Source organism: Kitasatospora sp. NPDC127067 (assembly GCF_042724755.1).
GTDB lineage: Bacteria > Actinomycetota > Actinomycetes > Streptomycetales > Streptomycetaceae > Kitasatospora > Kitasatospora lactacystinica.
This window is the reverse complement of the sequence record NZ_JBHXEM010000034.1, coordinates 49,551-74,873: the sequence shown is the minus strand read 5'-3', so window position 1 is coordinate 74,873 and position 25,323 is coordinate 49,551. Positions and strand designations below refer to the sequence as shown.

General features: G+C 73.7%; 22 protein-coding genes. 13 read left to right on the top strand and 9 right to left on the bottom strand.

The annotated features are described in order from the left end of the window. The first annotated feature begins 280 nt into the window (after positions 1-280). The gene (locus ACFWJ4_RS16995; RefSeq protein ID WP_380356847.1) at positions 281-1,150 is read left to right on the top strand and encodes an Fpg/Nei family DNA glycosylase; all 870 of its coding nucleotides are present in this window, start codon (positions 281-283) and stop codon (positions 1,148-1,150) included. A gap of 51 nt (positions 1,151-1,201) precedes the next feature. Here ACFWJ4_RS16995 and ACFWJ4_RS16990 read toward each other — a convergent pair whose 3' ends face one another. Further along, positions 1,202-2,062, bottom strand: a complete 861-nt coding sequence (locus tag ACFWJ4_RS16990; protein WP_380544575.1) for an SAM-dependent methyltransferase — start codon at positions 2,060-2,062, stop codon at positions 1,202-1,204. Between the two features lie 297 nt (positions 2,063-2,359). Beyond that, positions 2,360-2,563 (bottom strand): hypothetical protein, encoded by a 204-nt coding sequence (locus ACFWJ4_RS16985; RefSeq protein WP_380544572.1) that lies wholly within the window; start codon positions 2,561-2,563, stop codon positions 2,360-2,362. On the opposite strand from ACFWJ4_RS16985, the gene ACFWJ4_RS16980 reads away from it, so the two are divergent. The 6 genes from ACFWJ4_RS16980 to ACFWJ4_RS16955 all read left to right on the top strand — a co-directional run bounded on the left by ACFWJ4_RS16980 (position 2,556) and on the right by ACFWJ4_RS16955 (position 9,419). Further along, complete coding sequence (locus ACFWJ4_RS16980; RefSeq protein ID WP_359904878.1) at positions 2,556-3,164, top strand: polysaccharide deacetylase family protein; 609 nt, start codon at positions 2,556-2,558, stop codon at positions 3,162-3,164. The two genes, ACFWJ4_RS16985 and ACFWJ4_RS16980, sit on opposite strands and share 8 nt — an antisense overlap. Positions 3,165-3,330: 166 nt before the next feature. Next, positions 3,331-3,657: a hypothetical protein gene (locus ACFWJ4_RS16975; protein ID WP_380544570.1), complete on the top strand. Its 327-nt coding sequence runs from the start codon at positions 3,331-3,333 to the stop codon at positions 3,655-3,657. A 157-nt stretch (positions 3,658-3,814) separates the two neighbouring features. Beyond that, the gene (locus tag ACFWJ4_RS16970) at positions 3,815-4,897 is read left to right on the top strand and encodes a class I SAM-dependent methyltransferase (RefSeq protein ID WP_380544567.1); all 1,083 of its coding nucleotides are present in this window, start codon (positions 3,815-3,817) and stop codon (positions 4,895-4,897) included. A gap of 200 nt (positions 4,898-5,097) precedes the next feature. After that, positions 5,098-5,970 carry a sulfurtransferase gene (locus ACFWJ4_RS16965; RefSeq protein WP_380544564.1) on the top strand — a complete coding sequence of 291 codons (873 nt, stop codon included), beginning with the start codon at positions 5,098-5,100 and terminating at the stop codon, positions 5,968-5,970. Positions 5,971-6,175: 205 nt separating this feature from the next. After that, positions 6,176-7,714 (top strand): M1 family metallopeptidase, encoded by a 1,539-nt coding sequence (locus ACFWJ4_RS16960; RefSeq protein ID WP_380544561.1) that lies wholly within the window; start codon positions 6,176-6,178, stop codon positions 7,712-7,714. A gap of 163 nt (positions 7,715-7,877) precedes the next feature. Next, positions 7,878-9,419 (top strand): M1 family metallopeptidase, encoded by a 1,542-nt coding sequence (locus tag ACFWJ4_RS16955; protein ID WP_380544558.1) that lies wholly within the window; start codon positions 7,878-7,880, stop codon positions 9,417-9,419. A 66-nt stretch (positions 9,420-9,485) separates the two neighbouring features. Here the strand turns inward: ACFWJ4_RS16955 and ACFWJ4_RS16950 are convergent, their stop codons facing one another. The 3 genes from ACFWJ4_RS16950 to ACFWJ4_RS16940 all read right to left on the bottom strand — a co-directional run bounded on the left by ACFWJ4_RS16950 (position 9,486) and on the right by ACFWJ4_RS16940 (position 12,898). Continuing rightward, positions 9,486-10,295 carry an aminoglycoside N(3)-acetyltransferase gene (locus ACFWJ4_RS16950; protein ID WP_380544555.1) on the bottom strand — a complete coding sequence of 270 codons (810 nt, stop codon included), beginning with the start codon at positions 10,293-10,295 and terminating at the stop codon, positions 9,486-9,488. 133 nt (positions 10,296-10,428) lie between these two features. Continuing rightward, positions 10,429-11,532, bottom strand: coding sequence for an alkene reductase (locus ACFWJ4_RS16945; RefSeq protein WP_380544552.1), 1,104 nt, complete (start codon positions 11,530-11,532; stop codon positions 10,429-10,431). A gap of 34 nt (positions 11,533-11,566) precedes the next feature. Continuing rightward, entirely contained in the window at positions 11,567-12,898 is a 1,332-nt protein-coding gene (locus ACFWJ4_RS16940; protein ID WP_380544550.1) for a condensation domain-containing protein, read from the bottom strand. A 281-nt stretch (positions 12,899-13,179) separates the two neighbouring features. Here ACFWJ4_RS16940 and ACFWJ4_RS16935 point away from each other — a divergent pair, with 281 nt between their 5' ends. Further along, positions 13,180-14,484 (top strand): MFS transporter, encoded by a 1,305-nt coding sequence (locus tag ACFWJ4_RS16935; RefSeq protein ID WP_380544548.1) that lies wholly within the window; start codon positions 13,180-13,182, stop codon positions 14,482-14,484. Positions 14,485-14,527: 43 nt separating this feature from the next. Here the strand turns inward: ACFWJ4_RS16935 and ACFWJ4_RS16930 are convergent, their stop codons facing one another. After that, on the bottom strand, positions 14,528-16,426 hold the full coding sequence (locus ACFWJ4_RS16930) for an FtsX-like permease family protein (RefSeq protein ID WP_380544545.1): 1,899 nt from the start codon (positions 16,424-16,426) through the stop codon (positions 14,528-14,530). A gap of 375 nt (positions 16,427-16,801) precedes the next feature. Here ACFWJ4_RS16930 and ACFWJ4_RS16925 point away from each other — a divergent pair, with 375 nt between their 5' ends. From ACFWJ4_RS16925 to ACFWJ4_RS16910, 4 genes are all read left to right on the top strand, one after another. Beyond that, positions 16,802-18,154, top strand: a complete 1,353-nt coding sequence (locus ACFWJ4_RS16925; RefSeq protein WP_380544543.1) for a sensor domain-containing protein — start codon at positions 16,802-16,804, stop codon at positions 18,152-18,154. Further along, positions 18,154-18,822, top strand: coding sequence for a response regulator (locus ACFWJ4_RS16920; protein WP_380544540.1), 669 nt, complete (start codon positions 18,154-18,156; stop codon positions 18,820-18,822). Before ACFWJ4_RS16925 ends, ACFWJ4_RS16920 begins: the two co-directional genes overlap by 1 nt. Positions 18,823-18,998: 176 nt before the next feature. Beyond that, complete coding sequence (locus tag ACFWJ4_RS16915; RefSeq protein WP_380544538.1) at positions 18,999-19,331, top strand: hypothetical protein; 333 nt, start codon at positions 18,999-19,001, stop codon at positions 19,329-19,331. 228 nt (positions 19,332-19,559) lie between these two features. After that, positions 19,560-22,016, top strand: coding sequence for a penicillin acylase family protein (locus ACFWJ4_RS16910; protein ID WP_380544535.1), 2,457 nt, complete (start codon positions 19,560-19,562; stop codon positions 22,014-22,016). A gap of 127 nt (positions 22,017-22,143) precedes the next feature. Here ACFWJ4_RS16910 and ACFWJ4_RS16905 read toward each other — a convergent pair whose 3' ends face one another. From ACFWJ4_RS16905 to ACFWJ4_RS16895, 3 genes are all read right to left on the bottom strand, one after another. Beyond that, positions 22,144-22,956 (bottom strand): class I SAM-dependent methyltransferase, encoded by an 813-nt coding sequence (locus ACFWJ4_RS16905; protein WP_380544532.1) that lies wholly within the window; start codon positions 22,954-22,956, stop codon positions 22,144-22,146. A gap of 170 nt (positions 22,957-23,126) precedes the next feature. Further along, the gene (locus tag ACFWJ4_RS16900; RefSeq protein ID WP_380544529.1) at positions 23,127-23,993 is read right to left on the bottom strand and encodes an RNA polymerase sigma-70 factor; all 867 of its coding nucleotides are present in this window, start codon (positions 23,991-23,993) and stop codon (positions 23,127-23,129) included. Continuing rightward, positions 23,990-24,577 carry a carboxymuconolactone decarboxylase family protein gene (locus ACFWJ4_RS16895; RefSeq protein ID WP_359904837.1) on the bottom strand — a complete coding sequence of 196 codons (588 nt, stop codon included), beginning with the start codon at positions 24,575-24,577 and terminating at the stop codon, positions 23,990-23,992. Before ACFWJ4_RS16895 ends, ACFWJ4_RS16900 begins: the two co-directional genes overlap by 4 nt. Before the next feature lie 247 nt (positions 24,578-24,824). Between ACFWJ4_RS16895 and ACFWJ4_RS16890 the strand changes: the two genes are divergently transcribed. After that, positions 24,825-25,283: a DinB family protein gene (locus tag ACFWJ4_RS16890; RefSeq protein ID WP_380353898.1), complete on the top strand. Its 459-nt coding sequence runs from the start codon at positions 24,825-24,827 to the stop codon at positions 25,281-25,283. The last annotated feature ends 40 nt before the right edge of the window (positions 25,284-25,323 follow it).

The window sequence follows — 25,323 nt, the reverse complement described above, 5'->3', positions numbered from 1 at the left end:
GGGTGGGGGCCGGGGGCGGCTCCGGGGGTGGGTGCTCCGGGGGCTGGATGATTTTCAGACTGCCGACCCTGTGGGTGGGGCGCTGGGTGTCGTTGGCAGTCTGAAAATCACCCGTCACGCCCCTCTCCGCACCCACCCCCTGCGCCGCCCCCTTCCGCAGCGCGTCCCTCTCGCGGGGGCCTTGCTGGGGAGGGGGCACCTTTGCGGTGGGGGTGGGGGTGCTCTCGGGGGAGGGGGTGTGGGCGCGCGGGGGGGTGGTGGGGTGGGGGAGACTGGGCGCATGCCGGAGCTGCCCGAGGTCGAGGCGTTGAGTGTCTTTTTGTCCGAGCGGTTGATCGGGCGGGTGATCGCTCGGGTGCAGCCGGTGGCGATCAGTGCGTTGAAGACGTACGAACCGCCGGTGACGGCGTTGGAGGGGCGGACGGTCGGGGCGGTGGGCAGGCGCGGGAAGTTCCTGGATGTCGAGGCCGAGGGGCTGCACCTGGTGGTTCACCTGGCCCGGGCCGGTTGGCTGCGGTGGAAGGAGGGCCTGCCCGTCGAGCCGCCGCGGCCGGGGCCGCGCAACCCGTTGGCGTTGCGGGTGCGGCTGGCGGGTGAGGCCGGGGACGGGTTCGACCTCACCGAGGCGGGGTCGAAGAAGGGGCTGGCGGTGTACGTGGTGCGGGATCCGGCCGAGGTGCCGGGGGTGGCCAGGCTCGGTCCGGACCCGCTGGACCCGGCGTTCACCCTGGCGGATTTCGCTGCGCTGCTGCACGGCGAGCGGCGGCGGCTCAAGGGCGTGCTGCGGGACCAGGGTGTGCTGGCGGGGGTGGGCAACGCCTACTCGGACGAGGTGCTGCACGCGGCCCGGATGTCGCCGTACAAGCTCGCCGGGAGCCTGACGGAGGACGAGGTGGCCCGGCTGTACGAGGCGCTGGGCGGCACGCTGCGCGAGGCGGTGGAGCGTTCGCGCGGGCTGGCGGCGGGGGAGCTGAAGGCGGAGAAGAAGCTCGGGCTGCGGGTGCACGGCCGGACCGGTCAGCCCTGCCCGGTCTGCGGGGACACGATTCGTGAGGTGTCCTTCGCGGACTCCTCGTTCCAGTACTGCCCGACCTGCCAGACCGGGGGCAGGCCGCTGGCGGACCGGCGGCTGTCGCGGCTGCTGAAGTGACGGCCGCGGTGGGCGGGACGGTTCGCGGCCGTCCCACCCGGCGTTCGTCGGTCAGCGCTTGATGGCGACGCCGCCCCAGTAGTACGCGGCCTTCGGGTCGGCCGGGGGCTCGCCGTCCGGGCGCCAGGCCAGCACCGGGGCGACGCCCGGCTCGACCAGGTCCCAGCCGTCGAAGAAGCGGACCACGTCGTCGTAGCCGCGCGGCACCAGGGTCATCCCGCCGGCCCGGGCGGCTTCGGCGACCTTGCCGACGGCCTCCGGGTCGAAGTCCGGGGTCGGGGTGGTCAGGGCGATGCAGCTGCCGGCCGGAAGGGCGTCGCGCAGCGCGGCCACCCGGCCCCACGGGTCGTCCTCGTCGGCGATCAGCATCAGGACGGCGATCATCAGCAGGCCGACCGGCTGGGTGAGGTCGAGGGTGGCGGTGAGCGCCGGGTCGGCGAACAGCTCCTCGGGCTTGCGCAGGTCGGCGTGGATGTAGGTGGTGCGGCTGGCCGGGCTGGAGACCATCAGCGCGCGGGCGTGGGCGAGCACGATCGGGTCGTTGTCGACGTAGACCACCCGGGTCCCGGGGCTGACCGCCTCGGCGATCTCGTGGGTGTTCGGCGAGGTCGGGATGCCGGTGCCGAGGTCGAGGAACTGGCGGATGCCGTGCTCCCGGGCCAGGTAGCGCACGGCCCGGCCCTGGAACGCCCGGTTGGCCTTGGCCATCGCCTTGACGCTGGGAACGGCCTGCTCGATGGCCTGCCCCATGGCGCGGTCCGGCGGGAAGTTGGTCTTCCCGCCCAGCCAGTAGTCGTACACGCGCGCAGAGTGCGGGGCGGTGGTGTCGACGCCGAAACGTTCCCACTGGCTGAGCTCGGGGGAGTCGCCGTCCTGCGGGCCCGGGCGGGGGGAGTCCTGACTTGTCGTCATGGCCACGTCCTCTGATGGCAGATCATCACACTGGGGAAGGCACAGCGTAGCGGTCCGGACAGGAGGTGGAGCGTCCGGTCGGGGAAGATCCGTGGAAGATCTCCGGAAGCGGGGTGGACGGCCGATGGCCCTGGGCCGTCGGAGTGGTGATCGGGGCTGTCGGAGTTGCCCCCGGGAGGGGTGGCGACGGCCGGGGCATGCATCCACAATGCTGTCAGATCGTCAGATTACTTCGCGCAGATTGCTACTGGTTGCGGCGGGAATGTCCCTCCTGGGCACGGCTGCCGGATGTCGGAGCTACGTGGGCGGCGGGGAGGGCGGAGCCGCGGACACGGCGGGCGGCGCCGCCGCCCCGTCCGCCCCGGTGGGGCCCGAGGGGGTGCCGGGAGGGCCGGGTGCCGCACCGGCCACGGCCGCCGCGCCGTCCGCGCCGTCCGCGGCGTCCTCGTCCGCCCCGCCGTCCGCCGCGCCGAGTGCGGTGCCCGTGCGCCGGGTGCTCACCGAGGCGGAGGCCAAGCCGGTGTACGACCTGGACCCGGAGCGGCGGGTGGTGGCGCTCACCATCGACGACGGCCCGGACCCCCGCCACACGCCGACCGTGCTGACGCTGTTGGAGCAGTACGGGATCAGGGCGACGTTCTTCCTGATCGGCGAGAACGCGGTCGAGCACCCCGCCCTGGTGCGGGAGATCGCGGACCGCGGCCACCACATCGCCAACCACACCTGGACCCACCCGGACCTGCGGCACCTGTCCGAGGCCAAGGTGCGGGACGAGCTGGAGCGCACCTCCGACCTGCTGCACCGCACCACCGGCCGGCAGCCCACCTGGTTCCGCGCGCCGGGCGGGGACTGGTCCGCGGCCTCGCTCAAGGTGGCCGCCGACCTCGGGATGCGGAACATGGCCTGGTCGGTGGACCCGAGGGACTGGGCCCGGCCCGGCACCTCGGCGATCATCGACCGGATCCTCAAGAACGTCCGGCCCGGGTCGATCGTGCTCAACCACGACGGCGGCGGGGACCGCTCGCAGACGGTGGCGGCGCTGAAGGCGTACCTGCCGGTGCTCGTCGACTCGGGGTACTACTTCACCGCTCCGCCGAACTGACGGGGTTTCCGGTGGACCTCCGCAGGGTGACGGGTAGCGGTTTTAACCTTTAAACCACTCGAATAGGTGGATTAGAAGAACCGTTTTTGCGGATTTTGGGCCTCTAGGGTGATCTCGCACCGATGAATCCGGGTACCGCCGGGTACCACCTGAAAGGCCCTCGCCCATGCGTCTCCGCAACGCCGTGCTCGCCGCCGCCAGCGCGGTCGCCCTCGTCCTCGCCGTTCCCTTCTCCGCCAACGCCGCGGAGGGCGATTTCCTCTACAAGGTCGGCCCCGGGGTCATCACCGGCCTCGCCGACCCGCAGAGCCGCGAGTGCATCGACCTGCCGTGGACGACCGAGGACGCTCCGGGCTTCGCGCCGGAGAACCTCACCCGCTCCACGGCCACGGTCTACCTGGACTTCGGCTGCGAGGGAGACGTGTTCTACGTCATGAACCCCGGCAAGAAGCTCGGCGACCGGCTGAAGCTGCGCTCCGTCGTCTTCTCCTGAGCGGACCGTCACCGCTGATCCGAACGGTCCGGCGCCGCGTCGGGAGCCGCCGGACCATCCGCCGAACGGCCCCACCGCCTGTGCTGTGGGGCCGTTCGGGTGAGTGGCGTAGCGTGACTGAGGAGGGGGCGCCGTCCCGGCCGCGGAGGAGGAAGTCATGTCCGTACGGGAACTGGACGCGGTGAGACAGGAGGCCTTCGGCGGGCGCGTGCTGCAGGTCCTCAACGACGCCTGCCTGGGCCTGATGGTCAGCATCGGCCACCAGACCGGGCTGTTCGACCTGATGGCCGGACTCGCCCCCTCGACCGGCGAGGAGATCGCGCGGGCCGCCGGACTGAACGAGCGCTACGTGCGCGAGTGGCTCGGCTGCATGGTCGTCGCCGGCTTCGTGGAGTACGACCCGCAGGAGCGCGCCTACGTGCTGCCGCCCGAGCACGCGGCGTCACTGACCAGGGCGGCCGGGCCGGACAACCTGGCCGGGATGATGCCCTTCCTCGCGATGATGGGCGAGGTCGAACAGGAGCTGCTCGGGCACTTCCGCACCGGCGGCGGCATGCCGTACTCGGCGTACCCGCGCTTCCAGCGGCTCCAGGCCGAGGAGACCGCCCGGGTGTACGACCTGGCGCTGGTGGACGCGATCGTGCCGCTGGCGGACGGGCTGACCGAGCGGCTGCGGGCCGGGATCGACGCGGTGGACATCGGCACCGGGCAGGGGCACGCCGTCACGGTGCTCGCCCGGGCCTTCCCGGAGAGCCGGTTCACCGGCATCGACATCTCCGCCGAGGGGATCGCCGCCGCCCGCGCGGCGGCGGCCGAACTGGGCCTGCGCAACGCCCGGTTCGAGGTCGCCGACTCGGCCGGGCTGACCGGGGAGTACGACCTGGTCACCGCCTTCGACGTGATCCACGACCTTGCCCGCCCGACCCGCACGCTGGCCGCCGTCGCGGGCGCGCTGCGGCCCGACGGCGTCTTCCTGATGGGCGACATCGCCGCCAGCAGCGAGCTGGCGGAGAACATCGACCACCCGCTGGCGCCCGCGCTCTACACCTTCTCGACCTTCTACTGCATGACGGTCTCGCTCGGTGAGGGCGGGGAGGGCCTCGGGACGGTCTGGGGCGAGCAGACGGCCCGGCGGATGCTGGCGGTGGCCGGGTTCCGCTCGGTCGAGGCGAAGCGGGTCGAGGGGGACGTGCTGAACCTGTACTACGTGGCGCGGCTCGACGGCGCGGCGCAGGGCTGACGGCGCACGGGCGGGCTTCCCGGGCGGGGGCCCGGGCGGATCCCCCGGCCGGGGTGGCCGGGGCCGGCCGGGCGGCGTAGGTTCGAACTGTCCGGCCCGGTCGCCGGCGCCTAGCCGTGCCCGTACGCCCTGCCGTCCTCGTGCGGCCCGCCGTGCCCCGTCGGGCGCAGCAACCTGGGCAGAGCGAAGGAGGGCCTGGGATGACCGGCAACGGCTACGCGCACCCCGAGGCGTTGGTCCGCACCGAATGGCTGGCCCACCACCTGGACGACGGGACGATCCGGGTCGTCGAGGTGGACGAGGACACCGAGGCCTACGACCGGGACCACATCCCCGGCGCGGTCGGCTGGAACTGGACCACCGACCTGCACAGCCAGGTCGGCCGGGACTACGTCGACCGTGACGGCGTCCAGCACCTGCTGCGGGCGGCCGGGGTCGAGGACGACACCACCGTGGTGCTCTACGGCGGCAACAACAACTGGTTCGCCGCCTACGCCTACTGGCTGCTGCGGCTGCGCGGCTACGGGCCGGTGCGGCTGCTGGACGGCGGGCGCAAGAAGTGGGAGCTGGAGGGGCGGGAGCTCACCCCCGAGGTGATGGACTACCAGCACACCGGCTACCGGATCGGCGGGCCCGAACGGCCGGAGCTGCGGGCGCTGCGGGACGAAGTCCTGGCCAAGGCGGAGGTGTTCGCCAAGCCCGGGGCGGACGCGGTGCTGGTGGACGTCCGCTCGCCGGCCGAGTTCCGGGGCGAGCTGATCGCGCCCCCGCACCTTCCGCAGGAGCAGGCGCAGGTGCCCGGGCACATCCCGGGCGCGGTCAACGTCCCCTGGTCGCAGGCGGCCAACGACGACGGGTCGTTCCGCTCGGCGGAGGAGCTGCGGGAGCTGTACGCGGGGAAGGGCGTGGAAGCGGAGCGCGAGGTGATCGCGTACTGCCGGATCGGCGAGCGCTCCGCGCACACCTGGTTCGCGCTCACCGAGCTGCTCGGGTACCCGCACGTGAAGAACTACGACGGCTCGTGGACGGAGTACGGCTCGCTGGTGCGGGCACCGGTGACGCTCGGATCGTGAGTGGCGGGTGGGGCGGGGGTGACGGGTGGGGTGCGGGTGCCGGGTGGGGCCCGCGGGATGGTGTGACGGCTTCGCGGCAGCGCTGCGAAGCCGTCATGTCGGCGGGTTTCTTTTCATGAACATCTCACAATTTGGGAGTGGACGGGGCGCACCCGGGACAAGGATCGATCCAACCCCATCGTTCCGGTGATCCCTGGAGGACCACGTGCGCAAGAGGCTGATCGTCTCTGCTGCCAGTGCCCTGAGCCTGTTCCTGGCCGTTCCCGCTTCCGCTTCCGACTTCCAACCCGGCGCGGCCGGGGTCGGCGACCCGTACTACCCGACCTACGGCAACGGCGGCTACCGCGTCTCCCACTACGACATCCGGCTGAAGTACCAGCCCGCCACCGACGAACTGGAGGGCACCACGACCATCCTCGCCACGGCGACCCAGAACCTCTCCCGGTTCAACCTCGACTTCGCGCTGAACGTCTCCGAGGTCCGGGTCAACGGGCGGCCCGCGACCTTCGCCACCAGCGGCGAGCAGGAGCTGGAGATCACCCCCGCCCGGCCGCTCGCCAAGGGCGCCCAGGCCACCGTGGTGGTGCGCTACAAGGGCGTGCCGTCCACCGTGAAGCGGTACGGCTTCACCAGCTGGCACCGCACCCCGGACGGCGGGATCGCGGCGAACGAGCCCGAGGCGGCCTGGTGGTGGTTCCCGAGCAACGACCACCCGACCGACAAGGCCACCTACGACGTCTCGGTCCTCGTGCCGGACGGCACCCAGGCGATCAGCAACGGCGTGCTGACCGGCACCACCTCCCAGGCGGGCTGGACCCGGTACAGCTGGCGCGAGAACAAGCCGCAGGCGACGTACCTGGCCACGCTGGCGATCGGCAAGTTCGACGTCACCCGGGACACCACGGCCAGCGGACTGCCGGTCTACAACGCGTACAGCAAGGACCTCGGGGAGAACGCCGACGCGGCCCGGGCGAGCGTCGAGCGCACCGGCGAGCTGGTGGACTGGCTGAGCGGCTACTTCGGCGAGTACCCGTTCAGCTCCGTCGGCGGCTACGTCCCCAATGTGCCGACCGGCTACGCCCTGGAGACCCAGACCCGGATCTTCTACAGCCCTCGGCAGTTCGCCAAGGGCTCCAACACCTCCGTGGTCGTGCACGAGCTGGCCCACCAGTGGTACGGCGACAGCGTCTCGCTCTCCCGCTGGAGCGACATCTGGCTGAACGAGGGCTTCGCCCGGTACGCGCAGTTCCTCTGGTCGGAGCACGAGAACGAGGGCACCGCGCAGGAACTGGCCGACTACGTCTACGCCTCGCACCCGGCCGACGACCCGTTCTGGAAGATCAAGCCGGGCGACCCGGGCCCGGACGACCAGTTCTCCGGTGCGGTCTACGAGCGCGGTGCGGTGGCCGTCCAGGCGCTGCGCAACGCCGTCGGGGACGAGAAGTTCTTCCAGATCCTGAAGGGCTGGCCCACCGAGCGCCGCTACGGCAACGCCACCATTGCGGAGTTCCAGGCCTACGCCGAGAAGGTCTCCGGGAAGAAGCTCGGCGACGTGCTGAACACCTGGCTGTTCACCCCGAGCAAGCCCGCGGTCGGACCGGTGCCGCCGGGCACCGCTGCCTCTGCCTCGGCCTCGCTGGCGCCGGGTGCCGACGCCGGCCGGGACGCGGGGCAGCCCCCGGTCGAGCCGAAGTCCTGGAAGAAGATCCAGGAGACCAACTCGGTGCACGAAGCCCATAACTGACGACATGTCGGACCGGCCGATGTGACGGCTCCGCGGCACCGATGCGGAGCCGTCATTTCGGCGCGTTTCTTTTCATGAAGACCTCACGATCGGGGAGTGGGCGAGGGGTTGACGGGAGAAGGATCGATTCGACCCGTCGTTCCGGTGATTCCTGGAGGACCATGTGCGCAAGAGGCTGATCGTCTCCGCCGCCAGTGCCCTGAGCCTGTTCCTGGCCGTTCCCGCTTCCGCTTCCGGCTTCCAACCCGGCGCGGACGGGGTCGGCGACCCGTACTACCCGACCCTCGGCAACGGCGGGTACAGCGTGTCGCACTACGACATCCGGCTGAAGTACCAGCCCGCCACCGACGAGCTGGAGGGCACCACGACGATCCTGGCCACGGCGACCCAGGACCTCTCCCGGTTCAACCTCGACTTCGCGCTGAAGGTCTCCGAGGTCCGGGTCAACGGGCGGCCCGCGGCCTTCGCCACCAGCGGCGATCAGGAGCTGGAGATCACCCCTGCCCGGCCGCTGGCCAAGGGCGCCCAGGCCACCGTGGTGGTGCGGTACAAGGATGTGCCGTCCACCGTGGAGAAGTACGGCGGCTACACCGCCTGGCGCCGTACCCCGGACGGTGCGGTGGTGGCCGGCGAGCCCGTGTCGGCAGGCTGGTGGTTCCCGAGCAACGACCACCCGAGCGACAAGGCGACCTTCGACGTCTCGGTGCTGGTGCCGGACGGCAACCAGGTGATCAGCAACGGCGTGCTGACCGGCACCAGCTCGCAGGCGGGCTGGACCCGGTACAGCTGGCGCGAGAACAAGCCGCAGGCGACGTACCTGGCCACGCTGGCGATCGGCAAGTTCGACGTCACCCGGGACACCACGGCCAGCGGGCTGCCGGTCTACAACGCGTACAGCAAGGATCTGGGTGACAACGCCGCCGCGGCGCGGGCGAGTATCGAGCGCACCGGCGAGCTGGTGGACTGGCTGAGCGGCTACTTCGGCGAGTACCCGTTCAGCTCCGTCGGCGGCTACGTCGCCAACACCCCGTCCAGTGGCGCCCTGGAGACCCAGACCCGGGTCTCCTACGGCCCCGGGCTGTTCGCCAGGGGCACCAATACGTCGGTGGTCGTGCACGAGCTGGCCCACCAGTGGTACGGCGACAGCGTTTCGCTCTCCCGCTGGTCCGACATCTGGCTGAACGAGGGCTTCGCCGAGTATTCGCAGTTCCTCTGGTCCGAGCACGAGAACGAGGGCACCGCACAGGAACTGGCCGACTACATCTACGCCTCACGCCCGGCCGACGACCCGTTCTGGACCGTCAAGCCGGGCGACCCGGGTGAGGACAACCAGTTCTCCCTCGCGGTGTACTACCGCGGCGCGCTGGCCATCCAGGCGCTGCGCAACACCGTCGGGGACGAGAAGTTCTTCCAGATCCTGAAGGGCTGGCCCACCGAGCGCCGCTACGGCAACGCCACCATTGCGGAGTTCCAGGCCTACGCCGAGAAGGTCTCCGGGAAGAAGCTCGGGGACCTGCTGAACACCTGGCTGTTCACCCCGAGCAAGCCCGCGGTCGGACCGGTGCCGCCGGGCACCGCTGCCTCTGCCTCGGCCTCGCTGGCGCCGGGCGCGGACGCCGGCCGGGACGCGGGGCAGCCCCCGGTCGAGCCGAAGTCCTGGAAGAAGATCCAGGAGACCAGCTCGGTGCACGAGGGACGTCACTGACGGCAGGGCGGCACAGGAGGATCGGGCCGGCGGTTCCGCGCGTACGGCGGGGACCGTCGGCCCGGCCTATGCCGCTCCGGGGCCGTCGGCCGCCAGCAGTTCGGTGAGGCGGCGGACGGCGAAGGGTATGAGCTCGCGGACCGGGACCAGGCGGCAGGCCGCCTCGCCGACCAGCACCTCGCGGATGCCCGCCCGCTCCTCGAACTCCCGCCCCACGACCGGGAAGTGGGTGTCGTTGTCGTCCGCCACGTCCGGTGCCTCGATCCAGACCCGCTCGCCCTGGATCGCCATCGGGAAGCGGCGGAGCTTGAGCCGGCGGTTGGGCGCGAAGGTCTCCGCGTAGTGCAGGAAGGTGTTGCGGTTGTGGCCGACGCCGACCAGCAGCACGTACCCGCCGAGGTCGTGCAGCGCGCCGAAGGGCGACTCCCGGCCGACGGCGAAGCCGAGCGAGCGCCGGGCGGTGACCTCCCGGGCGTGTGCGCCCACGGCGGCGACCGATACCTGCGGGTGGGTGCTGCGCAGGCTCTCCGGCAGGGTGCGCAGTGCCTCCGCCACCGCGCCCGTGGCGGAGGGCAGCCCGGAGTGGAACAGCGGTACGGCGGAGCGGAGTTCGGCCACTTCGGGCCCAGGGGCGCCGCTGTGCCCGGGAGCCGGGTCACGGACCGTGTCGGAGGTGAAGGTCGGCGCGGCGACGGTGCCGCCGGGCCCGACCGCCTCGCGCAGGCTGGCCACCACGGCCGCCGCGCCGCCCTCGACCCGGCCGAGGCTGGAGAGCGAGGAGTGCACGATCAGCGCCATGCCCGCGCGGACGCCCGCCCGGTGCCAGCCCTCCACGAGGTCGGCGGTGGTGAGCGGGCCGGTGCCCGGTGTGGTCATGGTGCCCCCTGCGGTGCTGTTCGTGCTGGGATCGTTCGGGGCCGACCATAGCGGGTGGCACTGACAGTCGGTCAGGACGGGGGTGCCGTCGGTAGGTCCGCGGGCCGGAGCCCGGGCCGGCTCGCGATCCGGCTCACGATCGGGCGGCCGGTCGCAGGCGCGGGTAGTCGGTGTAGCCGGCGGCCTCCTGGCCGTAGAGGTGGGTGGGGTCGACGGGGGCGAGCGGGCCGTTCGCGGCGAACCGTTCCGGCAGATCGGGGTTGGCGATGAAGGCACGGCCGTAGGAGACCAGGTCGGCCAGGCCGGCGGCGAGCACCGCCTCACCGCGCTCGCGGTCGGTGGCGGCGCGGTTCTCGCCGACGTTGCCGATCAGCGGGCCGGACCAGCGCGGTCGCAGGTCGGCCAGGGCCGGGTAGTCGTCGTTGTCGGTGAGGTGGAGGTAGGCCAGGCCGAGGGCGTCGAGTTCGCCGAGCAGCGCGCGGTAGACCGGCGCGGGGTCGGCCTCGTGCATGCCGAACTGCGGGTTGCCGGGGGACAGTCGCAGGCCGAGGCGGTCGGGGCCGACAGCCTCGGCGACGGCGGTGACCAGCTCGATCGGGAGGCGCAGCCGGTCGGCGAGGGTGCGTGGGCCGTACTCGTCGGTGCGCAGGTTGGTGTTGTCGGCCAGGAACTGGTGGATCAGGTAGGAGTTGGCGCCGTGGAGTTCGACGGCGTCGAAGCCGGCGTCGAGGGCCAGGCGGGCGGAGCCGACGTGGTCGGCGACGGTGCGGTGGATCTCCTCGCGGGTCATGGCGCGCGGGGTGACGGCCTCGGCCTTGCCGCCGTCCTTGACGTGCACCGGGCCCGGGGCGGGGACGGCGGAGGGGCCGGCCGGGACGTCGCCGAGCAGCCGGTTGAGCGGGTGGCCCTGGCGTCCGCCGTGCATCAGCTGGGCGACGATCCGGCCGCCGGCGGCGTGCACGGCCTCGGTCACCGCGCGCCAGCCGGCCACGTGCGCGGGCGTCTCCAGGCCGGGCAGGCGCCAGCCGGACTGGCCCTGCCGGCTGGGCCAGATGCCCTCGGTGACGATCAGGCCGGCGCTCGCGCGCTGGGCGTAGTGCTCGGCGACGACGGGCAGGGGCGTACCGTCCTCGGCGGCCCGGTACCGCGTCATCGGGGCCATGACGACGCGGTTCGGCAGGTCGAGCCGGCCGAGGCGGTACGGGGTGAGCAGGGTTGCGGTGGCGGTGGTGGTCATGCCGGTACGGTAGAACCTGACATCAATGTCAGGTTCAAGCGCGCTCGGCGGCCTCGGTGAGGATCAACTCCTCGATGCCGTAGAGGAACCGTTCCATCGCGGCGCGCGGGAGCAGGGACGGGTCCGCCGTCATGGCCAGGCTCAGCGCCTCGGCGGACCGCAGGACGTCCAGGGCGTAGGTCAGGCCGGGGCGCGGTTCGAACTCCACCGGCCAGGTGAGCGTGGTCCGGTCCTCGCCGGGGTCGGCCGCCACCGGGAGGAGCTCCCGGGTGTCGTTGAACACGCAGGAGCGGTCCGCGAGTCGGACGCCCTCGGCGGCCAGTCGCGCGACCTCGGCGTCCAGGGCCGACCTGTCGTAGTACGCGTGCCGGTAGGTACCGATCGCCGCGGCGTGGGTCCGGCGCACCACCTCGCCGAACTCGGCCGTGGCGTCCGGAAGAAGGAACAGGCCGTCGCCCGCGACCACGCTCACCGCGTCGGCCAGTTCGGGCAGGAAGCGGTTGTTGACCACGACGTTCAGCACGGCCTCGGTCGAGCCGGCGAGCCGGGCCGTCATCGCCGCCGTCGCGGCGAGCAGCACCGAGCCCGTGCTGACCCGGTGCCTGGCCGCCACCCGCTCGACGGCCCGGGGCAGGGCGGGGGAGCGGAGCACCGCGTTCGGGAACCGGGCGGGCTGCTCGGCGGCCGGCCGGAAGAGCCGGTCCGGGCCCAGTCGGAGCTTGCGCACGAACTGCTTGCGGGCCGCCGCATCGCGCCGCAGGCCCCGGTCGGAGGTCTGGAACTCGGCCTCCTCCAGCGGCTGTCGGGTGGATCGGCGCAGCTCGGCCAGCTCCTCGGGCGAGCCGCCGAGGCAGAGCGCGGCCAGGTCGGCGACCAGCCGGCTCATTCCGGAGCCGTCCACCGCGGTGTGCGAGAGCACCAGGCTGACGTGCCGGACCAGCCCGTCCGCCGTCACCGCGCCGATCCGCAGCGGCCACTGGACGGCGGTGTCGAAGGCCTGGGCCGCCAGTTCCTCGTGCAGCCGGGCGCCCGGCCCGGCCGGGTCCTGGCCTTCCCCGGCGCTCAGCAGGTGGACGGCCAGGGTGCCTTCGCCGTCCACGGTCTGGCGGAGGTCGCCGGCCTCGTCCGGGAGCAGGCGGGTGTGCAGCGAGTCGTGCAGGTGCAGCAGCTGTTCCAGCGCGGTCAGCAGGACCGGCAGCGGCAGCCCCGGGTCCAGCGGCGCCGCGGTGGCGATGTTGTAGCGCGGCGCATCGGCCGGCGGCAGCTGTCGTACGGCGTCCCAGATGGCCCGTTGGCCCCAGGTGGCGGGGCCGGATCCGGTCCGGCCGGACGAGAAGGGGATCTCCAGAAGTTGACGAGTGGTCACCGATCGGCTCTCCGTGGTGCGGTGGTCGTTGAGTCGTGCCGGTGCGTTGGGAGCGCGGGTGCTGCTGGGGAGAGTGTGGCGCACCGCCCGCCGCGCGTCGAGGGCTGCGCCGGTGGCGCCGGTCGAGTGCGCGGGTCCGTCGAGGCGGGTCCGGTGGAGCCTGCCCGCTCGTGGTCACGGGCGGTCCTTGGGGTTCCAAAGGTCTCTTGATGTGAAGTATCTTGATGTCGAGATTGATGTCGATCGCGCGACGGGGGACTGCCATGCGGGGAAACGGACTGATGGCGCAGCTGCGGCGGCCGCCGGGCGGGCGGGACGCGCGGATCATGCTGCTGGCGCAGTGCGTCGACCGGACCGGCACGGGGGTGTGGGCGGCGGCCTCGGTGCTCTACTTCACCTATGCGTGCGGAATGGACGCGCGCCAGCTGGGGCTGCTGCTCGGAGTGGGGGCGGTGGCGGGGATCGCCGGGTCCCCGCTGGCCGGGCGGGCGGCCGAACGGGTCCCGGTGCGGTGGCTGCTGATCGGCTGCCACCTGCTGCGGCTGGGGGCGATGGGACTGCTCCTGGTGGTCGACGACTTCGCCGCGCTGCTGCCCGTGGTGGCCCTGATCTGCCTGGCCGAGCGGGCCGCCAAGACGCTGGAGATGCTGTTCGCGACCCGGGTGGCGGGCGAGCGGCGGGCCACCTACCAGGCGCTGTTCCGCAGTGTGGCCAACGCCGGGTACGCGCTCGGCGCGGGCGTCGCCGCGATCGGACTGGCGGTGGGGACCGCGGGCGCCTACCGGGTGCTGATCGCCGCCAACGGGCTGTCCTACCTGCTGGCCGCCGTACTGGTCCGGCGCACCCGGGAGCCGTCCGGGCACGGCCTGGTCGCGGCGAAGGCCGGCGACCGTCCCGGCGGCGAGCCCGCCGGGACGCCGTCCGCCGTGCCGAGCCCCTGGTGCGACCGCGGCTACCTGCGGTTCGTCCTGCTGGACATCCCGCTGAACCTGGACGACTCGATCCTCAACGTCGGGCTGCCGCTGTGGCTGGTCCACCACACCGGCGCGCCGCACGCCGTCGTCCCGGTCTTCCTGGTGCTCAACACGGTGCTCGTGGTGCTGCTGCAACTGCGGGTCTCGGCCTGGGCGGAGGGCGCGCTCGGGGCGGCCGCCGCGCTGCGCTGGTACGGGGTGACGGTGCTGGGCGGCTGTCTGCTGATCGTGCTCGCCACCGGCGTCGGGCCGGTCGTGGCCTCGGTCGCGCTGCTGGGCGCGGCGGTCCTGATCACCCTGGCGGAGCTGCTGCGCTCGGTGAGCTCCTGGGAGCTGGCGGTGGTGCTGGCCCCGCCGGGCGCCCGGGCCTCGTACCTGGGGGTCGCCGGTATGTCCCAGTCGGTGCAGAAGTCGGTGGGGCCGCTGCTGCTGACCGGAGTGGTGATGGCGGCCGGACCGCTCGGCTGGCTCGGTCTCGGCGCGGCCACCGTCGGTCTCGGCGCGCTCCAGCGCCGGGCCGGCCTGCGGCGGCTGGCGACGCTGGGCGGGGCGGCCGACGGCACCGTGGCCGAACCGGCGCGTCCGGCCCCGGCGTCGGCCACGGTGGGCTGAGCCGATCCGAGGCCCGCGCCGGCCCAAGGAGCGGGCATGCCGCTCAGCGGGCAGCGGCCGCCACCGGGCGGTGGCGGAGCATCCAGCCGGCGGCCGGGGCGGCGCACAGGGCGGCGAGGACCACCGCCCCGGCCGCCACCAGCCCGACCGGCCGCCACGGCAGCACCCACGGCCCCGGCACGCCGAGGACGCCCAGCGCGGTGTGCATGGCGCCGAGTTGGGCGCCGGCCACGGCGCAGCCCAGCACCACGCCGACCGCCGCCACCAGCACCGCCTCCGCGGTCACCAGGCGCACCACCTGGCCCCGGGTGGCGCCGGCCAGCCGGAGCAGGGCGAGTTCGCGGCGGCGGTCCCCGGTGGTGGTGAGCAGGGTGTTGGCGAGCGCGATCGCGGTGTAGAGGAGCGCGAGGCCGAGCACCAGGACGGTCCGCAGCCAGGAGATCCGGGCATTCGCGGGCGAGGTGGCGGCGAACCAGCCGGCCCGGTCGAGGACCGTCGCCCCGTACGGGCGGAGGGCGGCCCGGGCGCATTCGAGGGCGGCCGGGCCGTCCGTGCCGGGGTCGAGCCGGGCCTCGATCCGGTCCACCCGGGCGCCCGGGGCGTTGGCGGCGGTGACGTACAGCCCGTTGTCGCCCAGGCCGTCGCGCAGCACGGCGACGGCCCGCAGAACGGTCCGGCTGCCGTCGGCCCGGACCACCGGGACCGGCTCGCCGACCGCCCGGCCCCACTCGGCGGGCAGGATCAGCGAGTCGTCGTCGAGACCGGCCGGGGAACCGGCCAGCAGGGGGAGCCGGGCGAGGGCGGCCAGGCCGGCCGGGTCGGCGGTGCGGGCCTCGGAGCGGACGGTGACGCCGTCCGGCTCGACCAGGGCCAGCGGGGTGGGCGCGGTCGCCGAGACGGCGCTCACGCCGGGGACCGCCCGCAGGGCGGCCACCAGCGGCGCCGCCGGACCGGCGGGGCGGACGACCAGGTCGGCGGCGGTCCGGGCACGGGCCTCGGCGGCCCGGGCGGCGCCCACCGTGTCCAGCGCGCCGCTCAGCGAGCCGGTCAGCGCCACCGCCACCAGCACCGGCGCGGCCACCGCGCCGGTACGGCGCAGCGCGGCGGCGGCGTTGGCGGGCACCAGCCGGCCCGCGTACCCGGTGAGCCGGACGGGCAGCAGCAGGCCGAGCACCCGGACCAGCGGCGGCGCCAGGAGCGGGGAGAGCAGGCCGGCCGCGCAGATCAGCCACATCGGCCCGGTGGTGTACGTCTTGCGGTGCAGCAGGTCGGCCGGGTCCGTGACGAGTGCGGTGCCGGCCAGCGCGGCGGCGGTGAGGACCAGGCCGAGGCCGAGCAGCAGCCGGCCGCGGGTCAGCACCCCGGTGTCGAGGTCGGCCGCGCGCAGGGCGTCCAGCGGGCCGACCCGGCCCGCGCGCAGAGCGGCCACCGCGACCCCGCCCAGGGCGACCAGCAGCCCGGTCCAGAACGCGGCGTGCAGTGGCCAGGCCGAACCGCTCGGGGCGAACCCGGGCGGGGCCATGCCGGCCCCGGACAGCCACCGCAGGAGCGCGGGCGCGCCGAGCCGGCCGAGCAGGCAGCCGGTGGCGGACGCGGCCGCGCCGAGCAGCAGCGCCTCGGCGAGCACCGTGCGCCGGACCTGGGCCCGGGTGGCCCCGGCCAGCCGGAGCAGACCCAACTCGCGGCGGCGCCGGACGACCGCGTACGAGTAGGTGGAGGCGACGACGAACGCCGACACGAACACGCTCACCCCGCCGGCGGTGCCGAGCGCGGCGACCAGCGAGACCAGCTCCCCGCCCCCGCGCGACGCGTCGAGCGCGGCGGCGAGGCCGAGCAGCATCACGGCGGTCATCGCGACGCCGAGCGCGAGGGCGAGGAAGGCGCCGAGCAGGGAGGGCCAGCGGGTGGTCAGGGAGGTCAGGGCGATCCGCAGCATTCTCATGGCGTCCAGCGAACCGGTCGGGGGCGGGGGCGGTCAGCAGGCCGGGGCCTACTCCGGGCGGTAGGGGCGGCCCTACCCGTGGGGGTCCTCCGCCGGTGGCGGGCCCCGGGGGCCGGGGGAGGACCCGGGAAAAGGTAGGCCGGGCCCTACCGCCGGCGCGCCCGCCCGGGGCCTAGGGTGTGCGGACGGGATTCCCGTGCCGAGAGGGCAAGGCCCTCTCTTTCGGATCACGTCGGACCAGTGGGCGTCGTTGGAGTGCGTGCATCGGCGGTGCGGAGGAGGGAGTCCATGCGGAGCATCGGCGACCGACGACAAGCCGGCGAGGTGCGTGCTCCGGCGGCGACCGCCTGGCGTGATCCGAAAGAGAGGGCCCAGGTGAGCGGCAGTACGGCGACCGGACAGGTCGGACAGGTCGGACAGGTCGGAGCGGACGGAGCGACCGGGCCGGGTTCGAGGGGCCTCTGGGCGCCGCCGGCCCGGGCCGGGTTCCTGCGCTCCGCCGCCCCCTGGCGGGCGGCCGGGTACCTGCTGGCGACCGGTCTGAGCGGGCTGCTGCTCTGCTTCGGGCTGTTGCTGTCGGGGCTGGTCGCCGGGGTCCTGACGGTGGTGCTGCTCGGGCTGCCGCTGGCGGCCGCGCTGGTCCTGGCCGGGGTGCCGATCGCCGCCTGGGAGCGGCGGCTGGTCCGCTTCCTGGACGGCGGGCGGGTGCCGGACCCGCACCTCGTCCCCCACCACCCGGGCCTGGCCGCCTGGTTGCGGCTGCGCTACCGCGAGCAGGCGACCTGGCGGGAGCTGGGCTTCGCGCTGCTGGCCGCCTTCGTGCTCTGGCCGATCGACCTGGCGGTGGCGGGCTGCGTCCTCGCCGTGCCCGGGTACCTGATCGCGGCGCTGCCGCTGCTCCTGCGGGACGGCGAGCAGGTGAACGTGCTCAAGGTGGTCGTGGTGCACTCGCCGGTGACGGCCGCCCTGCTCGGGCTGGCCGGACTGCTGCTGCTCCCGCTGCTCGCCTACCCGCTGGCCGTCCTGGCGGCGGCCCGGGCGGCGCTGGTCCGGCTGGTGCTGGCGCCGGGCGGGCAGGAGCAGCGGATCGGTGAACTGGTGCGCTCACGGGCCCGGTTGGTGGACGCCTTCGAGGCGGAGCGGCGCCGGATCGAGCGCGATCTGCACGACGGCGCGCAACAGCGGCTGGTGGCGCTGACCATGGTGCTCGGGCTGGCCCGGCTGGACGCGCCGGCGGACGGGCCGTTGGCCGCCCGGCTGGCCGAGGCGCACCGGGAGGCAGGTGAAGTCCTCGCCGAACTACGGGAGTTGATCAACGGCATCCATCCGCAGGTGCTCACCGACCACGGCCTGCCGGAGGCCTGCGCGGACGCCGCCGACCGCTCGCCCGTCCCCGTCGACACCCGCTTCGAGCTGCCCGGGCGGCTTCCGGCCCCGGTCGAGTCGGCGGGCTACTTCGCCGTCACCGAGGCGCTCGCCAACCTCGCCAAGCACAGCGGTGCGAGCGGCGCTACGGTCGAAGGCCGTTTCGCGGACGGCCGGTTGACGATCGAGGTGACGGACGACGGCCGCGGCGGCGCCGACCCGGCGCGCGGCACCGGACTGACCGGGCTGGCCGACCGGGTCGCGGTGGTGCACGGCACACTGACCGTCAGCAGTCCGCCCGGCGGACCGACCCTGGTGCGGGTGGAGATCCCCTGCGCCCCGATCGACCGAGGAGCGGTGTGATGACGGGCGGACCGACGGCGGACGGCCTGCGGGTGGTGCTGGCCGAGGACGGCGTCCTGCTGCGTGAGGGCCTGGTCGGCCTGCTGGCCCGGTTCGGGCACCGGGTGGTGGCGGCCGTCGGGGACGCCGAGGCGCTGCGGACGGTGGTCGGGGAGCACCGGCCGGACCTCGTGGTCACGGATGTCCGGATGCCGCCGGGCCAGAGCGACGAGGGGCTCCGGGCGGCGCTCGCGCTGCGCGAACGCTTCCCCGGGCTGCCCGTCCTGGTGCTCAGCCAGTACGTGCAGCACTCGTACGCGGCCCGGCTGCTGGAGGCGGGGGACGGCCGGGGGGTCGGATACCTGCTGAAGGACCGGATCGGGCAGATCGAGGAGTTCGTGGCGGCCGTCGGCACGGTGGCCGCCGGGGGCACGGTGGTGGACCCGGAGGTGGTGCGGCACCTGCTGCGCCGCCGCCGCAGTCCGCTGGAGCGGCTCACCCCGCGCGAGCGGGAGGTGCTGGGGCTGATGGCGCAGGGGCGGTCGAACGCGGCGATCTGCCGGGAGCTGACGGTCTCGGAGGCGGCGGTGAGCAAGCACATCGGCAACATCCTGATGAAGCTGGACCTGCCGCCGGCCGAGGAGACCCACCGGCGGGTGCTGGCGGTGCTGGAGTTCCTCCGGGCGTGAGGGCGCCCTCGGCGGTGCCCGTTCGCCGTCGGTGCGGTCGGTGCGGTCGGCGCGCCCTCGTTCGGGTGAGGTTGCCGGGGCGGCCCGGAGCGCGCTGATACGTATGCGGATCGCTTGTCGACTCGACGGAGGACCACCTGGCCGCCAATGGCTGGACGGACGACCTGCTCGACCGGATGCGCAGCGCCGGCGACCCGCTCGGGGACGCCGCCATCGCCGAGACCTGCGCGCTGGGCCGGCAGGAGGAGGTGCGGCGGACACTGCTCGGCTTCGGCCGGAACAGCGGCACCGTCCCCGCGGGGCTGCCGTCCAGGCTCCAGCAGTACTTCGAGGAGACCGCGGTCCTGCCCTCCTTCGGGTACGGCAAGGCCGGCGACACCCTGCCGCCGCTCGCCGAACTGGCGAGCCGGCTGGGGCTGCTGGTCTTCAAGGAGGGGTCGCTGCTGACCAACAAGGGCCGGCGCCGGGAGTGGCAGGTGCCCACCGGACCGACCGACTCCTCGGCCTGATCCGTCCACCGTCCGCTGCTCGCCGTCCGCGGCCGGGCTCCGCCGGAGCGCCGGACCCTGATGATCCACGGACCGCATCGCCCGACCGTAGAGGTGGTGCGAGCAAGGACATCCCCTACCCGAGACGTACACGGATCAGCCGGGTGGCCGAGGAAGGGTCGTCCCGAGGGGGGATGACCGGCCGGGCGCCACGGCGTCAGCGTGGGGCCCATGACGGGAACGGAAGACATGAGAGAGCGTCAGTTCAGTGCGATCCGAAGGCGTTTCACCTCGGCGGCCGTGGCGGTCGGACTGACGTCCGCGCTGCTGGCGGCCCTGGTGCCCACCGCGGCGCGGGCCGCGGACGGCGACCCCGGGGCCGGCCGGGACATCGACCGGGGCGGCTGGACCGCGAAGATCAGCCGGACCGAGTACGGCGTCCCGCACGTCGTCGCCCGCGACTTCGGCGGCCTCGGCTACGGCTACGGGTACGCCTTCGCCCAGGACAACCTGTGCCAGCTCGCCGACCAGGTGGTCACCGTGCGCGGCGAGCGCTCGCGCCACTTCGGTCCGGACGGCCGGTCCGTCGACCGGGTGACCAACCTGGTGAGCGACACCTACCAGCGGGGCGTGCTGGGCACCGGGACGGTGCGGCGGCTGCTCGCCGCCCCCGCGCCGCTCGGCCCGACCGACGAAGCGCGGCAGCTGGTGGACGGCTACGTCGCCGGGTACAACCGCTACCTGGGCGACACCGGCACCGACCACCTCCCCGACCCGTCCTGCCGGGGGAAGGCCTGGGTCGGGCCGATCACCGCGGACGACCTGTGGAACATCCTCTACGACGTCAACACCGAAGCGGGCAGCTCCGCCGCCAAGGAGCAGATCGCCACGGCCGTCCCGGGCGCCGGGGCCGGACTCGCCCCCGGGGCGAGCGCTGCGGGGGCGACCGCGGAGGGGACGTCCGGAGCCGGGGCGGCCCCGGCCCGGATCGCCGCTCCCGGCCGCTCCGCCGACAACCCCGAACTCGGCAGCAACGCCTGGGCGATCGGGCGCGACGCCAGCCGCAACGGCAACGGCCTGCTGCTGGCCAACCCCCACCTCCAGTGGGCCGGTTCGCAGCGCTTCTACCAGGCCCAGCTGACCATCCCCGGCGTCCTGGACGTCGCCGGCGCCGGACTGTACGGCATTCCGTTCCTCCAGATCGGCCACACCCGCGGCCTCGCCTGGAGCCACACCACCAGCTACGCGGACCACTACGCCCTCCACCGGCTCACGCTGGTGCCCGGCGACCCGACCGCGTACCTGGTGGACGGCAAGGTCGAACGGATGGCCCAGGAGGCCGTCAGGATCACCGTCCGGGCCGCCGACGGGACACTCTCCACCGTCGACCGGACCGTCTACCGCTCCCGCCTCGGCTACGTCCTCTCCGAGGGCTGGACCGGGCAGTACGCCTACACCCTCGGTGACGCCAACGCCGAGAACCTCCGCTCCCTGAACCAGTGGCTGGCGATCGGCCGGGCCCAGAACCTCGACCAGCTGCGCCAGGCCCAGCGCACCTACCAGGGCCTCCCCTGGGTGTACACGACGGCCGTCGACTCCAGCGGCACCACCTGGTTCACCGACGCCTCCGCCGTCCCGCACCTCCCCGACGAGCAGCTCGGCCGCTGCCTGGCCGCGGTCACCGCCATCGGGCCGGTGCTGGACGGTTCGACCACCGCCTGCGATCCGGGCCGCGACCCGGACGCGCTCGTGCCCGGCGTCTTCGGCCCCGCCAACCACCCGGCACTGACCCGCACCGACTACGTCGCCAACGCCAACAACGGCCCGTACCTGACCAACGCGGACGCGCCGATCACCGGCCTGCCCACCGTCTACCGGGGCGCCTCCGAGCGGATGCTGCGCACCCAGCTCAGCCTGCGGATGATCGCCGACCGCAGGGCCGGCATCGACGGCCTCGGCGCCCCCGGCTTCACCCTCGGCTCGCTCCAGGCGACGATGTTCGGCAACCGGGTGCAGAGCGCCGAACTCGACCGCGACGACGCCGTGGCCCTGTGCCGCGCCCACCCGGAGATCGCCGCGTCCGACGGCACCCGGGTGGACGTGCGCCCGGCGTGCGGCGCGCTCGCGGCCTGGGACACGAGGGCCGACGCCGACAGCCGGGGCACCGTGCTCTGGCAGGCGTACCGGGACGCGCTGGCGAAGACCGGCACGACCGCCTGGCAGACGGTCCCGGCCGACCCGGCCCGGCCGCTGACCACCCCGCGCGGCATCGACGCCGCCAACCCCGTCGCCCAGCGAGCGCTGGCCGACGCGGTGAAGGACCTGGCGAGCCGCGGCCTGCCGGTGGACGCCCCGATCGGCCGCGTCCAGCGCTGGGCGGGCGTCCCGCTGCACGGCTGCTCCCACCAGCTGGGCTGCTTCAACGTCGTCACGGCCGGACCGGACTCGGGCGCCGGCGGCGGCACCTACCCGACGGACCTCCGCAGCGTCCCGCACGGCGCCACCTTCGTGATGGCGACCGAGCTGACCGACCGGGGCCCGCGCACCCGGACGCTGCTCACCTACGGCGAGTCCGCCGACCCGACGTCCTCCCACTTCACCGACCAGACCCGCGCCTACGCCCGCAAGCAGTGGGTGACCGAGCGCTTCACCGAGGCCGAGATCCGCTCCGCCCCGGGCCTCACCGTCACCACCCTGCGACGCTGACCCGTTCCCGCCCCGAGCTCCGGGCGGCCGCCGTTGCCATGACGGCGGCCGCCGTTACCGTGAACAGCCCCTGTCCGACCGAGCAGAGGGCCGCCGACACAGGCGCTGCGCGGCAGGATCCGGCGGATCAGATGCGGATGGCGGTGACGACGTGGTAGTCGACGAGGCCGTCGCGCCAGGCGGTGAGGAAGTTTCGGGACCAGTGGGCGGTGGGGACGACGTCGACGAGGTAGCGGTCGAAGCCTGGCCAGACGTCCGCGCCGATGGACTCCGTGGTGATGTCGGTGAAGCCGGAGCGGGTGAGGGCGGCGGTGAAGTCGTCGAGCGGGTGGGCGACGTCGAGGCCGTCGGCGAAGCTGGCGAGGAGGATCTTGAGGCGTTCGGCGACGTCGGCGCCCGGGGCGGTGAAGAAGGTGGTCACGACCAGCCGTCCGGCGGAGCGCAGGACACGGGCCGACTCACGGGCGAAGCCGGTCAGCTCGCGGAAGTGCTGGGCCGCCTCGACGGAGAAGACGCCGTCCAGATAGCCGTCGGAGAAGGGGAGTTCGTCGGCCGATCCGAGGGTGTACGCCAGCCGATCGGGGTACGTGGCCAGGGCTCTCGCGTTGACGGCACGGGCCCGCTCGATCTGGTCCGGGTGGATGTCCACCCCCGTCACCCCCGCGAAGCGGAACTCCCGCAGTGCCAGCGCCGAGCCCAGCCCGCGCCCGCAGCCCACCTCCGCCAGCCGCAGCCGTTCGCGCGGCTCGGGGAACTCCCGCAACGCCCGCCGGTAGAGCTGCTCCTGGCTGCGCACCCGGTCCTCGGTGGTCGGGGCGGTGAGGTCGATCCCTTGCCAGTGGCCGAAATTGATGAAGCCTCCGGCGAAACTGGCGACTTTGGCCAGATCATCGGTGCCGTAGGTCTTGCGCACGGTCGGGGGGATGCGGTTGTGATCCATGGGCCGCTGGGTCTCCTGCTCGGTGGGTGCCCGGCCGTCGGGCGCGCCGAGGTACGTACCCAAACCTGTGGTGGTCCGAACACGGTACGTGATGGGGGAGGGCCCCGGGGACAGTGGGGGCGTGGTGGTGCTCCGAGGGGCTCGGGGCACCACCACGCGACCGGGGGCGGTCACCGGGTGAGGTCGGCCGGTGCGTCGATCCGGGTCAGTTTCCGCGGGTTGCGCACGATGTAGATCCGGGTGATCCGGCCGTCCTCCACCGCGAGGCTCACCACCGAGGGCTCGCCGCCGATGTCGATCCGCCCGGCCGGCGCGCCGTTGAGCCACACCGTGGTGGTCTCGAAGGCGACCGGCAGCCGTCCGGTGCGCGCGAGCAGCGCCGCCACCGCCTCGGCCCCGTGCACCGGGGCCGTCACGGCCGCCGCGATCCCGCCGCCGTCGGCGATCAGGACGACGTCCGGCGCCAGCACCTCCATCAGGTCCTGCAGCCGCCCGGTGCGCAGGGTCGCCAGGAACCGTTCCACCACCCGCTGCTGCTCGTCGCGGCTCACCCGTACCCGGGGCCGGCGGGCGGCCACGTGCCCGCGGGCCCGCCGGGCGACCTGCCGCACGGCGGCCGAGGTCTTGCCGAGGGCGTCGGCGATCTCCTCGTACGGCAGCTCGAAGACCTCGCGGAGCACGAACACCGCCCGTTCCGTCGGCCCGAGGGTCTCCAGGACGGTCAGCATCGCGAACGAGACGCTCTCCGCGAGTTCCACGTCCTCGGCGACGTCGGGGCTGGTGAGCAGCGGCTCCGGCAGCCACTCGCCGACGTACTGCTCGCGTCGGCGGGACAGTGTCCGCAGCCGGTTGAGGCCCTGGCGGGTGACGATCCGGATGAGGTACGAACGCGGGTCGTGCACCTGCCCGCGGTCGACCCCGGCCCACCGCAGCCAGGACTCCTGCAGCACGTCCTCGGCGTCGGCGGCGGAGCCGAGCAACTCGTAGGCGACGGTGAAGAGCAGGCCGCGGTGGGTGACGAAGGGGTCCTCGGTCATGCCGGCGACGCCCCGGCCGGGTCGTCGACGACGGCGGTGCGCCGGGCCAGCGGGATCCCGCAGGCGTCGGAGAAGCCCTGGGAGCGGACGCCGTTCGCGGTGTTGTTCCTGGTGGCCATGTTGACGAAGGCGACGTAGGCGGTGAGTTCGACCATGGCCGCCGCGCCGAGCCGGTCCAGCAGGCGGTCGTACAGTTCGTCGGTGACGGCCGGCGGGGTCACGGTCATGGCCTCGGCGTACTCCATCACCTCGCGCTCCAGCGCCGTGAACACCTCTGCGGCCCGCCAGTTCGGCACCTGGCTCGCCTTGGCGAGGTCCAGGCCCCGGTTCTGCGCCTGGAAGTAGCCGACGTCCAGGCACCAGCCGCAGCCGACCTGCGCGGCCACCGCCATGTGGGCGAAGGACTTGAGGCTCTCGTCGAGTGCGTCCCACTCGGCGATCCGGCGGGAGAAGTCCAGGTTCGCGGTGGCGACGCCGGGGTTGTGCCAGATCGCCTCGACGGGTTCGAGGGCGGCCCCGAAACCCTTGATCATGTTCTCGCTCAGCTCGGCGGGCAGCTGGGCCTTCGGCAGTCGCAGTGCCATGGTGTCCTCCCGGGTCGGTGGTTCGGCGGGTTGCCGTGTCGTGGTGTTGCCGTGTTGCCGGGCATGAAGACACCGCAGGGCGCACGGATGTGACAGCCGGGTGCGGGGCGCGGAAAAAAAATCACCTCCGGACGGGCCGGACGGTTCGCTACAGTCCGCGAGGATTTCCGACCACCGCGAGGAGAACGACACCGTGAACATCCCCGACGACCGCCCCGCCCCGCCGCTGACCGGCGGCGAGCGCGAGATGCTGCGCGGCTTCCTCGACTTCCACCGGGCGACCCTCGCCCTGAAGTGCGAGGGCCTGACCGACGAGCAGCTGCGCCTGCGCTCCAGCCCGCCCTCCACGCTCAGCCTGCTCGGGCTGGTCCGGCACATGGCGGAGGTCGAGCGCGCCTGGTTCCGCCGGGTGATCGACGGCGAGGACCTGCCGCTGGTCTGGTCCGGGGACGGCGACTACCAGGCCGCGTACGACCCCGCCGGCGCCACCCGCGCCGAGGCCTTCGCCGCCTGGCAGGCCGAGGTCGAGCACTCCCGCCGCATCGAGCTCGCCGCCGACTCCCTCGACGTCACCGGCTACCAGGCCCGCTGGGACGCCGAGGTGTCGCTGCGGCTGGTGATGCTCCACCTGATCCACGAGTACGCCCGGCACAACGGGCACGCCGACTTCCTGCGCGAGGCGATCGACGGCGTGGTGGGGGCGTAGGGCGGGGCGGCCACCGACGGCCCCGGGCACCTGTCGAGGT